The organism is Variovorax paradoxus (assembly GCF_024734665.1).
Classification (GTDB): Bacteria; Pseudomonadota; Gammaproteobacteria; order Burkholderiales; family Burkholderiaceae_C; genus Variovorax.
Genome location: NZ_CP102931.1, coordinates 528,642 through 540,939, shown reverse-complemented (window position 1 = coordinate 540,939; position 12,298 = coordinate 528,642). Strand labels below are relative to the sequence as shown.

Annotated in this window: 11 protein-coding genes; 3 read left to right on the top strand and 8 right to left on the bottom strand. The window is 68.4% G+C overall.

What is annotated here, in order from left to right:
* Positions 1-11: 11 nt before the first annotated feature.
* From NWF24_RS02540 to NWF24_RS02520, 5 genes are all read right to left on the bottom strand, one after another.
* Positions 12-1,172, bottom strand: a complete 1,161-nt coding sequence (locus NWF24_RS02540; RefSeq protein WP_258352851.1) for an acyl-CoA dehydrogenase family protein — start codon at positions 1,170-1,172, stop codon at positions 12-14.
* A gap of 40 nt (positions 1,173-1,212) precedes the next feature.
* Positions 1,213-2,772 carry a long-chain-fatty-acid--CoA ligase gene (locus NWF24_RS02535; RefSeq protein ID WP_258352850.1) on the bottom strand — a complete coding sequence of 520 codons (1,560 nt, stop codon included), beginning with the start codon at positions 2,770-2,772 and terminating at the stop codon, positions 1,213-1,215.
* An 11-nt stretch (positions 2,773-2,783) separates the two neighbouring features.
* The gene (locus NWF24_RS02530; RefSeq protein WP_258352849.1) at positions 2,784-3,896 is read right to left on the bottom strand and encodes a CaiB/BaiF CoA transferase family protein; all 1,113 of its coding nucleotides are present in this window, start codon (positions 3,894-3,896) and stop codon (positions 2,784-2,786) included.
* Positions 3,897-3,984: 88 nt separating this feature from the next.
* The gene (locus NWF24_RS02525) at positions 3,985-5,124 is read right to left on the bottom strand and encodes an acyl-CoA dehydrogenase family protein (RefSeq protein ID WP_258352848.1); all 1,140 of its coding nucleotides are present in this window, start codon (positions 5,122-5,124) and stop codon (positions 3,985-3,987) included.
* Between the two features lie 9 nt (positions 5,125-5,133).
* A complete protein-coding gene (locus NWF24_RS02520) occupies positions 5,134-6,330 on the bottom strand; it encodes an acyl-CoA dehydrogenase family protein (protein WP_258352847.1) in 1,197 nt (398 codons plus the stop codon).
* A 247-nt stretch (positions 6,331-6,577) separates the two neighbouring features.
* Here NWF24_RS02520 and NWF24_RS02515 point away from each other — a divergent pair, with 247 nt between their 5' ends.
* Entirely contained in the window at positions 6,578-6,817 is a 240-nt protein-coding gene (locus tag NWF24_RS02515; RefSeq protein ID WP_258352846.1) for a hypothetical protein, read from the top strand.
* Positions 6,818-6,835: 18 nt separating this feature from the next.
* Here NWF24_RS02515 and NWF24_RS02510 read toward each other — a convergent pair whose 3' ends face one another.
* Entirely contained in the window at positions 6,836-7,705 is an 870-nt protein-coding gene (locus NWF24_RS02510; protein WP_258352845.1) for a UDP-2,3-diacylglucosamine diphosphatase, read from the bottom strand.
* A gap of 94 nt (positions 7,706-7,799) precedes the next feature.
* On the opposite strand from NWF24_RS02510, the gene NWF24_RS02505 reads away from it, so the two are divergent.
* On the top strand, positions 7,800-9,554 hold the full coding sequence (locus NWF24_RS02505) for a lysoplasmalogenase family protein (RefSeq protein WP_258352844.1): 1,755 nt from the start codon (positions 7,800-7,802) through the stop codon (positions 9,552-9,554).
* Here NWF24_RS02505 and dmeF read toward each other — a convergent pair.
* Both dmeF and ruvB read right to left on the bottom strand, forming a co-directional pair.
* Entirely contained in the window at positions 9,551-10,498 is a 948-nt protein-coding gene (gene dmeF / locus NWF24_RS02500; RefSeq protein WP_258352843.1) for a CDF family Co(II)/Ni(II) efflux transporter DmeF, read from the bottom strand. The two genes, NWF24_RS02505 and dmeF, sit on opposite strands and share 4 nt — an antisense overlap.
* A 6-nt stretch (positions 10,499-10,504) precedes the next feature.
* Complete coding sequence (gene ruvB, locus NWF24_RS02495) at positions 10,505-11,569, bottom strand: Holliday junction branch migration DNA helicase RuvB (protein ID WP_093056682.1); 1,065 nt, start codon at positions 11,567-11,569, stop codon at positions 10,505-10,507.
* Positions 11,570-11,656: 87 nt separating this feature from the next.
* Between ruvB and NWF24_RS02490 the strand changes: the two genes are divergently transcribed.
* Positions 11,657-12,274 carry a CDP-alcohol phosphatidyltransferase family protein gene (locus NWF24_RS02490; RefSeq protein WP_258352842.1) on the top strand — a complete coding sequence of 206 codons (618 nt, stop codon included), beginning with the start codon at positions 11,657-11,659 and terminating at the stop codon, positions 12,272-12,274.
* Positions 12,275-12,298 lie beyond the last annotated feature (24 nt).

Genomic DNA, 12,298 nt, shown 5'->3' with positions numbered 1-12,298 from the left:
CACGCCAGGGCTCACAGCGCCCTGGCGATCACTTCCTTCATGATCTCGTTGGTGCCGCCGTAGATGCGCTGCACCCGGGCGTCGGCATACATGCGCGCCACCATGTACTCGCTCATGAAGCCGTAGCCACCGAAGAGCTGCAGGCACTCGTCGATCACGCGGCCCTGTGCCTCCGAGCCCCAGAGCTTGGCCATCGAGGCGGTGGCGGTGTCGAGCTTGCCGGCCACGAGGTCTTCCACGCAGCGGTCGATGAAGGCGCGGCCCACCTTGATCTGCGTGGCGATCTCGGCCAGCTTGAACCTGGTGTTCTGGAACTCGGCGATCGGCTTGCCGAAGGCCTTGCGGTCGCGCACGTAGTCGAGCGTGGCCTGGTAGGCGCCTTCCATGGTGGCCAGCGCGCTCAGGCCGATGATGGTGCGCTCGTAAGGCAGGTCGCTCATGAGCTGGAAGAAGCCCTGCCCTTCCACGCCGCCCAGCAGAGCATCGGCGCCCACGCGCACGTCGTCGAAGAACAGCTCGGAGGTGTCCTGCGCCTTCATGCCGATCTTGTCGAGCACGCGGCCCACGCGAAAGCCCTGGCAGCCCTCGGTCTCGACGATGAGGATCGACGTGCCCTTCGCGCCCTGCGTCGGATCGGTCTTGGCCACCACCAGCACCACGCCGGCGAGGTAGCCATTGGTGATGAAGGTCTTGGAGCCGTTGATGAGGTAGCCGCCGTCCTTCCCGTCCTTCGTTTTCTCGGCGCGGGTGCGCACGCCCTGCAGGTCGGAGCCCGCGCCGGGCTCGGTCATGGCGATGGCTCCTATCAGTTCGCCGCGCGCCATGCGCGGCAGGTAGTGGAGCTTCTGCGCCTCGGTGCCGTGGTTGAGGAAGTAGTGCGCCACGATGGCGTGCACCGAAGTTGCCATGCCGGTGAGCGCACGGCGCGACATCTCCTCGTAGACCACGGCCTCGTGGCGGAAGTCGCCACCCGCACCGCCGTATTCCTCGGGAATGTCGGCGCACAGAAGGCCGAGGGCGCCGGCCTTGCGCCACACCTCGTGCCCCACGTGGCCGCGCTTGCGGGCCTCCTCGTCGTGCGGGAGCACTTCGGTCTCGACGAAGCGCACCACGTTGTCGCGGTACAGCTCCAGGTCTTCGTCGCTCCAGGAGCGGCGGAAATCGATGGACATGTTGTCTTCCTTGGTTTGTTGTCTTGCTGTCTTCGGGCGCTCAGCCGACGCGGCGCTCCCTGCCGGCCCAGAAGGGTTCGCGCAGCTGGAACTTCTGCAGCTTGCCGGCCGCCGAGAGCGGCAGCGCGTCGCGGAACTCCACGCTGCGCGGACACTTGTAGCTGGCAATGTGGTCGCGGCAATGGGCGATGACGGCCTCTGCCTCCAGCGCCATGCCTTCGCGCCGCACGATCACCGCATGCACGCGCTCGCCCCACTTGTCGTCGGGCACCCCGATCACGGCGGACATCAGCACCTGCGGCATCTGTGCGATGGCGTTCTCGACCTCGGCCGAATACACGTTCTCGCCGCCGCTCACGATCATGTCCTTCATGCGGTCGACCACGTACACGAAGCCCTGCTCGTCCATGTAGCCGCCGTCGCCGGTGTGCATCCAGCCGCCGCGCAGCGCGGCCTCGGTCTGCTCGGGCTTGTTCCAGTAGCCCTTCATGACCATGGGGCCGCGCGCGACGATCTCGCCGACCTGGCCGTGGGGCAGCTCGTTGTCTTCGCCGTCGACGATGCGCACTTCGGCAATGGAAATCGGCGTACCCGCCGAGCGCAGCAGGCGCTCGCGGTCGGGCCCCGGCTGATGGCAGTGCGGCGGCAGCGCGGTGACGACGGGCGACAGCTCGGTCATGCCGTACACCTGTGCGAACGCGGTGCCCGGAAAGGCGCGCATGGCCTGGTCGAGCAGCGCTGCGTCGATGGGCGCCGCGCCGTACGACAGCAGGCGCAGGCTCGACAGGTCGAACTCGGCGAAACGCGGATGCTCGATCACGCGCTTGATCATGGTCGGCACCAGGAACATCTCGGTGATGCGCGCTGACTGCAAGGTCTGCAGCACGGCCAGTTCGTCGAACATCGGCACTACGTGCACCGGCATCTGCCGCAACAGGCTCTGCAACGCCACGCCGCAGCCGGCCACGTGGAACATGGGCGCCGCGACGATGGCGGCCGCGTCGTGCGTGTCGCGCGGCAATGCCGCCACCGTGCCCAGCGCATTGATGCACAGGCTGCCGTGCGTGAGCATCACGCCCTTGGGCTGGCCAGTGGTGCCGCCCGTGTACATGATGGCCGCGAGCTCGTCGCCGCTGTGCGGCGCGTCGTCGATGGGTTCCGCTTGCGCCAGCAGCGCCTCGTAGCCGGCCATGCCATCGGGCACGGCGCCGTCGCCGCAATACACCACGGTGCGCAGCGACTTCGACAGCTGGCGCAGCGCGGGCACCATGGGCGCGAAGAGGTCGTCGACCAGCAGGATGCGGGTGTCGCAGTCGTCGAGCGAGTACGCGACCTCCTTCGGGTTCCAGCGGATGTTGACCGGATTGATGACGCCGCCGCCCCACCAGGTGCCGAAGAAGTATTCGACGAAGCGGTGCGAGTTGAGGCTCATCATGCCGACGCGATCGCCACGCGCCATGCCGAGCTGCTTCAGCACGGCGCCCAGGCGCGCGACGCGGTCGGTGAAGGAGCCGAAGTCCAGGCGCGTGTTGCCGCAGACCACGGCGGTGGCTTTGGCGTTTTCGCGGCGGCCTTTGAGCAGGGGTTGGGTGAGGAACATGAGGGGCTCTTTCAGGCCCCGCACAGGGGCGCGATGGCATCCGCTGCCACTCCCCAGCGGCGCAGCATGGTGGGGCCGTCGTCGCGCGCCGTGGCCGGCGGCACCACGGGCGCGGTGCGGCTGAAGCGTGGCGCGGGCGCGGGCTGCACCACGCCGCCCACGTTGGCGAAGGTGCCGCGCGCCACGTTGTGCGGATGCTCCGGGGCCTCGTCCCAGTCGAGCACGGGCGCGAAGCAGGCGTCGCTGCCTTCGAGCAGCACGCACCACTCGTCGCGCGTGCGGGTGCGGAACACGTCGGCCATGCGCAGCTTGAGCAGCGGCCAGCGGTCGGCGTCCATCTGTGCGTCGAAGGCGGGGTCGTCGGCGATGCCGCAGCGCTCGCGCATGAGCGCATAGAACTGCGGCTCGATGGCGCCGACGGCCACGTACTTGCCGTCCGCGCAGGCGTAGGTGTCGTAGAAGTGCGCGCCGCCGTCGAGCATGTTCTCGCCGCGCTGGTTGCTCCATTGGCCGGCCGACTTGAAGCCGTACATCATGGCCGACAGCAGCGCAGCGCCGTCGGTCATGGCGGCATCGACCACCTGGCCCTGACCGGAGTTCTTCGCCTCGTGCAGTGCGGCGAGGATGCCGAAGGCCAGCAGCATCGCGCCGCCACCGAAGTCGCCCACGTAGTTCAGCGGCGGCACCGGCGGCTCGCCCGCGCGGCCGATGGCGTGCAGCGCGCCGCTGATGGCGATGTAGTTGATGTCATGGCCGGCCGCGTGCGCGAGCGGGCCGTGTTGGCCCCAGCCGGTCATGCGACCGTAGACCAGCCGCGGGTTGCGCGCATGGCATTCGGCGGGGCCGAGGCCCAGGCGCTCCATCACGCCGGGGCGAAAGCCCTCGATGAGCACGTCGGCTTTCCCGATGGCATCGAGCACGGATTGCGCCGCGCCTTCCGCGCGCAGGTCGACCTGCAGCGTGCTGCGCCCGCGCGCGAGGATGTCGTGCGGCGCGGTGCGCGTGCCGGGGCGCTCGATGCGGACCACCTCCGCGCCCATGTCGGCGAACAGCATCGCGCAGAAGGGCCCGGGGCCGATGCCCGCCATCTCGATCACCCGAAGGCCTTGCAATGGACCTGCCATGGTCTGTCTCCTGTGTGTGGAGGCATCTTGGCGCGGGGGCGGCGGGGCTGCATCGTCCAAAGCGACGAATGCGGGCCGTTCGCTATATCTACGTTGCGGCGGTGCGCAGCTTCGCGACGCGGCGCAGATGCCACGCGGGCGGGCCGAACTGGCCTTCGATGAGCGTGGCGCGGCGCACGTAGTGGCCGACCGCCAGCTCCTCCGTCATGCCCATGCCGCCGTGCAGCTGCACCGCTCCCTGCCCCACGGCTTTGCAGGCCTTGGCGGCTGCGACCTTGGCGGAAGACACGGCACGGGCGCGCTCTTTGTCGTCGGCTGTGTCGATGTGCTCGCCGACGCTGGCAGTGAGCGCCGCCGCCTGCTCCAGCGCCATGTGCATGTCGGCCAGGCGGTGCTGCAGCACCTGGAAGCTGGAGATCGCCACGCCGAACTGCTTGCGCTGGCGCACGTAGTCGAGCGTGTCGCGCATCAGGCGGCGCATGACACCGATGGACTCGGCGCAGACGGCGAGCGTGGCTTCGTCGAGCGCCCGTTCGATCTGCGACAGCGCGCTGCCCTCTGCGCCGAGCAGCGCTTCAGCGGGCAGGCGCACGTCGTCGAAGGCGATGTCGGCGGCGCGGCCGCCGTCGCGCGTCGGGTAGACGCGCAGGCGCACCCCGGCTGTGTCTCTGGGCACGACGAGCAGCGAGAGGCCGGCGCCGCTGCACGCGCTCACGATGAGGTGGCTGGCCCATGGCGCGGCGTGCACCACGGCCTTGCGGCCGTTCAAGCGGAAGTCGTTGCCGTCGCGGCTGAGCTCGGTCTGTACGTCGGCGCGGTCGTGCCGGCTCTGCGGCTCTCCGTGCGCGAAGGCGAGCACGGCCTGTCCCGCGACGATGCGCTTGAGCAGCGCTTCGGCCCGCGCGCCGGGGTGGCGCTGCAGCAGGCCCGCGCCGATCACCATCGTCGACAGGTACGGCTCGGCAGCGAGCGCGCCGCCCAGCGTTTCCATCATCGCAAGGTGCGCGGCCATGCCACCGCCCAGACCGCCCTGCGACTCGGGCAGCGCCGCGCCCAGCAGGTCGAGCTCGCTGGCCAGGCCCTGCCAGAACGGCGGTGGCGCATCGTCGGCCTTGCGCAGCGCGTACAGCCGCTGCTCGAAGCCGTGGTTGTCGTCGAGGTAGCGCGCGAGGCTGTCGCGCAGCATCGCGAGGGTTTCGTCCTGTTCGGTGAGGGTGCTGGTGCTCATGGAAGGACCTCAGTTCGCCAGCAAGTGAGCCGCGACGATGTTGCGCTGCACCTCATTGGAGCCCGCGTAGATGGAAGCCGCGCGGTCGTTGAGGTAGGCCGACATCGAGAACACGGCGTCTTCGGGAATAGGCAGCTCGCCCTGCAAGCCATCGTCCAGCGGCAGGTCGGCGGCGGCGTAGTGCGCGGCGATTTCGACGCCGAGTTCGGTCAGCCGCTGGCGCAACTCTGAGCCCAGCACCTTGCCCATCGATGGGCGGATGCCCGGCTGCTCGCCGCGGGCCTGCGCGCGCAGCGATTGAAGCTCGGTAGCTTCGAGGGCGTCGATGGCGCACTCGGCTTCGGCCAGGCGCAGGGCCATGTCGTCGGCTTCGTGTGCGTCGCCGCCAGAAGCTGAAAAGGCCGCATCCGCCGCGGCAGTCAGCCGGCGCAGACGCGCGCGCAGCATCGGCGCCCATGCGCCGCCGCGCTCGTGCTGCAGCAGGTACTTGGCGATGGTCCAGCCCTGGTTTTCCTCGCCGATGAGCCCGTCGGCCGGCACGCGCACGTCGTCGAAGAACACTTGGTTCAACTCGTGATCGCCCGAGATGCTGATGATCGGCCGGATGGTGATGCCCGGCGCGGGAATGTCGAAGCACAGGAAGCTGATGCCCTGCTGCGGCTTGCCGCCGGAGGTGGTGCGTACGAGGCAGAACATGCGGTTGGCGTACTGCGCGTGGGTGGTCCAGATCTTGGTGCCGTTGATGACGTAGTGGTCACCGTCGCGCACCGCCTTGCATTGCAGCGAGGCCAGGTCGGAGCCCGACTGCGGCTCCGAGTAGCCCTGGCACCAGTAGTCCTCGCCCGAGCGGATGCCGGGCAGCCACGCGCGCTTCTGCGCTTCGGTGCCGAAGGCGATGATCACCGGCGCGACCATGCCCGGCCCCATGGGTGCGCGCGGTGGCGCATCGGCGGCGGCAAGCTCGGCCGCGAAGAGGTAGTGCTGCATCGGCGTCCAGCCGGTGCCGCCGTGCTCGACCGGCCAGTGCGGCACGCTCCAGCCGCGCTTTGCCAGCACGCGGTGCCAGCGGTTGCCATATTCGTAGTCGGTGAAGATGCCGGAGCAGCGCCGGCCCGCGGCACGCAGCTCGGGCGTCAGCTCACGCGCCAGGAAGTCTCGAACCTCGTCGCGGAATGCGGTCTCCGCCGCCGTGAGTGCCCAGGCCATGGTGTCTGTCGTCTCCTGCTGTCGGAATACACCGGCCGAGTGTGACGCCCCAGGAGGTTCAGCGGCATCGTCGGATCGGACGAACGTAGAGCCGCGCGCGACATGGCGCCTCGAAAGCCACCGTCTGGCGTAGTCTTTTGTTTCCATTCGGGATAATCCGATGTGTCGGCGTCCCGGTTCCTGCTCCAATGCGTGCGGGAGTTGTTCCGGGCGCCCAAGAACGCGCCGCCCTCGAAGGAGCACAGCAGTGAGCACTGTCATTCCCGGCTTCTCGCACAGCAGCGTTGAACGGCTGTGCGACTACGAACTGCCGGAACCGCCCGCCACCCTTTTCCAGACCTCTCCGCTGGAGCCCGACGGCCCCGAGAAGCTCGCGCTGGCTTGGTGGCTATGGATGGACGACGTGGGCAAGAGCATGCTTCGGCACTACGACGTCTGGCGCGAGCAACTCGGCCATACGTCGAACGACTCCAGCCGCAAGGGCTGACCGGCCTGCCCGACCGGCTCAGGCCGCGATGGCTTCGCGCTGCGGCGTCGCCTTCGTCGGCACGGGCATGTGCTGCGCCCAGTCGATGATTTCCAGCGTGCCGTCGGCATGCTCGGCCAGCGCCGTCAGGCTCTCGACCCAGTCGCCGTCGTTGCAGTAGAGGATGCCGTCGATGTCGCGCATCTCTGCATGGTGAATGTGGCCGCAGACCACGCCCTGCGCGCCGCGCTTGCGGGCTTCGCGGGCCACGGCCACTTCGAAGTCGCCCACGTAGCTCACCGCGCGCTTGACCTTGCCCTTGAGGTACTTGGACAGCGACCAGTACGGCAGCCCCATGCGCGCACGCAGCGAGTTGAGGTGGCGGTTGAGCTTGAGCGTGAACTCGTAGAGCGAATCGCCCACGTAGGCGAGCCACTTGGCGCACTGGATCACGCCGTCGAACAGGTCGCCGTGGATGATCCAGAGCTTGCGGCCGTCGGCCGTCTCGTGGATCCACTCTTCGGCCACGTCGATGCCGCCGAAGTTGTGATGCAGGTACTTGCGGGCGAACTCGTCGTGGTTGCCCGGGATGAAGATCACGCGCGTGCCCTTGCGCGCCTTGCGCAGCAGCTTCTGGATCACGTCGTTGTGCGCCTGCGGCCAGTACCAGTGGCGCTTGAGCTGCCAGCCGTCGATGATGTCGCCGACCAGGAACAGGGTCTCGCACTCGGTGTGCTTCAGGAAATCGAGCAGCGCACGAGCCTGGCAACCGGGCGTGCCCAGGTGCAGATCGGAGATCCAGAGGGTGCGGAATTGCAGGGGTGGACGTACGCGATCGTCGTCCTCGGGGTCGAGGGCCCGGGTCGCGGTGTCGTGCCATGCACGAAGGAAGGCGTCGTCGCGTTGCATGGACGGGTAGGCTCCCACCGCCACGTGACCATACGATGGCGCCTCCGTGACATCCCGGTGACTTGTGGTCCGACGGCAACGCCACAATCGCGCGATGCGCCCCGGCCAGATCATCGTTCTCGCAACTCCCGTTTTCTTCCTGCTGATCGCAATCGAATTCGCGGTCGGCCGCGTGCGCGCCCGACGCGGCACGGGGCAAGACACCTATCGCCTCGCCGACGCAGTGAACAGCATCGGCCTGGGCATGCTGAGCCAGATCAGCGCGGTGCTCACGGGGCTGCTGCGCATCGGCATCTATGCGGCCGTGTATTCGGCGGTGGCGCTGTTTCCGCAAGAGGCGGCGCGCGACTTCTGGACGACGTGGTACGGCTGGCTGCTGGCGCTGGTGTTCTACGACTTCTGCTACTACTGGCTGCACCGCATGGGCCACGAGTCGGCCATCCTGTGGGCGGCGCACGTGGTGCATCACCAGAGCCAGCACTACAACCTGTCGACCGCGCTGCGGCAGACCTCGAGCGGCGCACTGCTGGGCTGGGTGTTCTACCTGCCGATGGCGGTGGCGGGCGTGCCGCCGCTGGTGTTCGGCGTGGTGGCGCTGGTCGACCTGCTCTACCAGTTCTGGGTGCACACCGAGCAGGTGGGCAAGCTGGGCTGGTTCGACCGCTGGTTCTGCTCGCCGTCGAACCACCGCGTGCACCACGCGGTGAACGACAAGTACCTCGACCGCAACTACGGTGGCATCCTGATCGTGTGGGACCGGATGTTCGGCAGCTTCCGCGAGGAAGACGAACGCTGCGTGTACGGCACGCGCGGCGAGTTGCGCAGCTGGGACCCGCTGTGGGCCAACGCCGAGGTGTACTGGGCGCTGGCGAAGGATTCATGGCATGCGCGCAGCTGGGCCGACAAGCTGCGCGTGTGGTTCAAGCCGCCGGGCTGGCGGCCGGCGGACGTGGCGGCGCGATTTCCGAAACCAGCCTTCGACATTTCCAAGGTGACGCGCTACGAGCCGGTGGTGAGCCGGGCCGTGCAGTGGTTCGCGGGCGCGCAGTTCATGCTGATGCTGGCGGGCGCCATATTCTTCCTGTGGTTCTCCGACACCATGCCGCTGCCGCAGGCCGCCGTCTGGCTGGCCGCGCTGACGGTGAGCCTGTGGGCCATCGGCGGCGTGCTGCAGGGGCGGCTGTCGATGACCGAAGTGTTGCTGATCGAGGCAGCGGCCCTGGCCACGGCCAGCGCGGCACTGGGCATTGGCTGGCTGCACCTCGTCTTCAAGCCGCTGGCCCTGTCGATCGCGATCTTCTTCGCCGCGCGGCGGGCGGTGGCGGCGGGTGCCGTAACGACCTTCGACGGACTGCTGCTGACGGGGCTGGTGGCCTCGCTGGCGGGCGACGTGCTGCTGATGGGGCCGGCCAAGCTGTTCGTGCCCGGGCTCGTGTGCTTCCTGCTGGCGCACCTGGCCTACATCGCACTGTTTCGCATCGGTGTCGGCCTGTTCCCGCGCCGCGGCGTGCTCGCGGCGACGCTGCTGATCGGCGCGGGGATGTACGCGTTTCTCTGGCAAGGCGGGCTGCCCGTCGCTCTGCGGGTGCCGGTCGGCGTCTATGTGATCGTGATCGCCTGCATGGCGGCGCAAGCCATCGGGCGAGCCGCCGTACTGCGCAGCGCGGACCCGTCCGCGCCGTGGGTGGCGGTGGGCGCGTGCTTCTTCATGCTGAGCGATTCGCTGCTGGCGACAAACCGTTTCGTGTCACCGCTGCCGCTGGCGTCGCTGTGGGTGCTGGCGACCTACTACGCGGCGCAGATTCTGATCGTGCGGCACACGCGGCCTGCGGGAAGAACAAGGAGCTAGTCGACGCAGCGCTGGATTTCCACCGTGGAGTGGCGAATCTCCTCGTGCATCGAGAAGCACGCCCGCACCTCGTCCGCCGTCAGCGTCATGGAATGCGTCACCACCGTGAGCGCACAGGCGTACGCATCGCGCCCCACCCGCCACACGTGCAGATCGGCCACGCGCGTTTCCGAATCGGCCAGCGTCGTCTCGACGCCTTCACGGATCTCTTGCGTCACCGGGTGGTCCATCTCGCGGTCGAGCAGCACCTTGCCGGTTTCCTTCAGCAGCCCCTTGGCCCAGACCGCCACCAGCACCGCGCCGACGATGCCCATCGCCGGATCGAGCCAGGCCCAGCCATAGAACCAGCCGCCCAGCAGCGCCGCGATGGCCAGCACCGAAGTGGCGGCGTCGGCGACGACGTGCATGTAGGCGGAACGCAGGTTCAAGTCGTGGCCCTGGTCGTCGTGCTCATGGGCGTGACCGTGGTCATGCCCGTGATGATGGTGATGCGCCCCGCCCAGCAACCGCGCACAGACCAGGTTGACCACCAGCCCCAGCACCGCAACCGAGATGGCTTCGGGGTAGTGAATCGCGGAGGGCGACCACAGCCGCTCCAGCGAGCCCACCACCATCAGCGCCGCAATGCCCAACAGCACCAGCGCACTCGCAAAACCGCCGAGCACTTCGATCTTCCAGGTGCCGAAGGCAAAACGCGGATCGCGTGCGTAGCGCCGCGCGGCCGCATAGGCAAAGGCGCTCAGGCCGATGGCCAGCGCATGCGAGCTCATGTGCCAGCCGTCGGCCAGCAGCGCCATCGAGTTGAACCACCAGCCGGCGCCGATCTCGACGACCATCATCGCGGCGGTGATCCACATCACGAGGCGCGTGCTGCGCTCGGCGGAGGCGGTGTCGGCGCCGAAATGGTGGTCGTGCTGCCAGGCGCTCAGGTCATGGGTGTGCATGTGTCTTCAGGCTCCGAAGAGGTCTTGTCCGTCGGAACGGCTCGAAGGCGGCGTCACGCCCAGGTGGCGGTACGCCGCCAACGTGGCGATGCGCCCGCGCGGCGTGCGCTGCAGGTAGCCCTGCTGGATGAGGTAGGGCTCGATCACGTCCTCGATGGTGTCGCGCTCCTCGCCGATGCTGGCCGCCACGTTGTCGAGGCCCACCGGGCCGCCGTCGAAACGGTGGATGACGGCCTCAAGCAGCTTGCGGTCCATCAGGTCGAAGCCCTGCGGGTCGACGTCGAGCATGGCCAGCGCCTTGTGCGCAATTTCTTCGGTGATACGGCCATTGCCCTTGACCTCGGCGTAGTCGCGCACGCGGCGCAGCAGGCGGTTGGCAATGCGGGGCGTACCGCGCGAACGGCGGGCGATCTCGAAGCCGCCGGTTTCGTCGGTCTCCACCTTGAGCAGGCGGGCGCTGCGGGTCACGATCAGCGCCAGCTCTTCGGGCGTGTAGAACTCCAGCCGCGCAACGATGCCGAAGCGGTCGCGCAGCGGGTTGGTCAGCATGCCGGCGCGGGTGGTGGCGCCCACCAGGGTGAAGGGCTGCAGGTCGAGCTTGATGCTGCGCGCCGCGGGGCCCTCGCCGATCATGATGTCGATCTGGTAGTCCTCCAGCGCGGGGTACAGGATTTCCTCGACGACCGGGCTCAAGCGGTGGATCTCGTCGATGAAAAGCACATCGTTCGGCTCCAGGTTGGTCAGCAGCGCCGCCAGGTCCTTGGGCTTCTCGAGCACGGGGCCGGAGGTCTGGCGCAGGTTGACGCCCAGCTCGGCCGCGATGATGTGCGACAGCGTGGTCTTGCCCAGGCCCGGCGGGCCGAACAGCAGCACGTGGTCGAGCGCCTCTTTGCGCTTGCGCGCGGCGCCGATGAAGATTTCGAGCTGCTCGCGCACCTTAGCCTGGCCGACGTATTCGTCGAGCAGCTTGGGGCGCAGGGCCCGTTCGATCGCCTCTTCGTTGGGCGATGCGGGGGCTGCGGACACCACGCGTTGGGGGGCGGGCGCGAAGTCGTCTGTCTGGATGGTCATTGGGTAAGGGTCTGCGTCGGCAAGTTTAGTCCTTGGGCCAGACTGGCAGAATGCTTCGGCACATAACAAACGAGGGGAAGCCAGCACGTGTCGATCTACGAACTGAAGCCGCGTTTCCAGGCCCTGCTGCGGCCGCTGGTGGTCCGCCTGCATGCGATGGGCGTCACAGCCAACCAGGTCACGATGGCGGCATGCGTCGTTTCGGTCGCGCTCGGGCTCTGGCTCTTCTTCGCGGCGCCCTCGCTGGCGGCCTTCGGGCTCATTCCGCTGTGGATGTTCCTGCGCATGGCCTTCAACGCCATCGACGGCATGCTGGCGCGCGAACACAACCAGCAGAGCAGGCTGGGCGCCTTTCTCAACGAACTGACCGACGTGGTCTCCGACGCGGCGCTGTACCTGCCCTTTGCACTGGTGCTGCCTTTCAGCGGCTTCTGGGTCGGCACGGTGATCGTGCTGGCCGGGCTGAGCGAATTCGCCGGCGCGCTTGGCCCCACGGTGGGCGCCTCGCGCCGCTACGACGGCCCGCTGGGCAAGAGCGACCGGGCCTTCGTGTTCGGCGCGCTCGGCCTCTACGTGGCGCTGGGCTTGCCGCTGCCGGGCTGGACAGCCTGGCTGATGCCGCTGCTTGCTGTGCTGGTGGCCTGGACCACCGTCAACCGCATCCGCCGCGCCCTGGCCGAGGCCGACGCCGCAGGCCGCCACTGAACAAGCTCCTACAAGATTTCACAG

What these genes read in the sequence shown, in the direction of transcription:
- NWF24_RS02520 (WP_258352847.1), bottom strand. Translation starts at nt 6,330, where the DNA reads ATGGCCTGGGCACTCACGGCGGCGGAGACCGCATTCCGCGACGAGGTT.
- ruvB (WP_093056682.1), bottom strand. Translation starts at nt 11,569, where the DNA reads ATGACCATCCAGACAGACGACTTCGCGCCCGCCCCCCAACGCGTGGTG.
- NWF24_RS02535 (WP_258352850.1), bottom strand. Translation starts at nt 2,772, where the DNA reads ATGTTCCTCACCCAACCCCTGCTCAAAGGCCGCCGCGAAAACGCCAAA.
- NWF24_RS02505 (WP_258352844.1), top strand. Translation starts at nt 7,800, where the DNA reads ATGCGCCCCGGCCAGATCATCGTTCTCGCAACTCCCGTTTTCTTCCTG.
- NWF24_RS02540 (WP_258352851.1), bottom strand. Translation starts at nt 1,172, where the DNA reads ATGTCCATCGATTTCCGCCGCTCCTGGAGCGACGAAGACCTGGAGCTG.
- NWF24_RS02510 (WP_258352845.1), bottom strand. Translation starts at nt 7,705, where the DNA reads ATGCAACGCGACGACGCCTTCCTTCGTGCATGGCACGACACCGCGACC.
- NWF24_RS02530 (WP_258352849.1), bottom strand. Translation starts at nt 3,896, where the DNA reads ATGGCAGGTCCATTGCAAGGCCTTCGGGTGATCGAGATGGCGGGCATC.
- dmeF (WP_258352843.1), bottom strand. Translation starts at nt 10,498, where the DNA reads ATGCACACCCATGACCTGAGCGCCTGGCAGCACGACCACCATTTCGGC.
- NWF24_RS02525 (WP_258352848.1), bottom strand. Translation starts at nt 5,124, where the DNA reads ATGAGCACCAGCACCCTCACCGAACAGGACGAAACCCTCGCGATGCTG.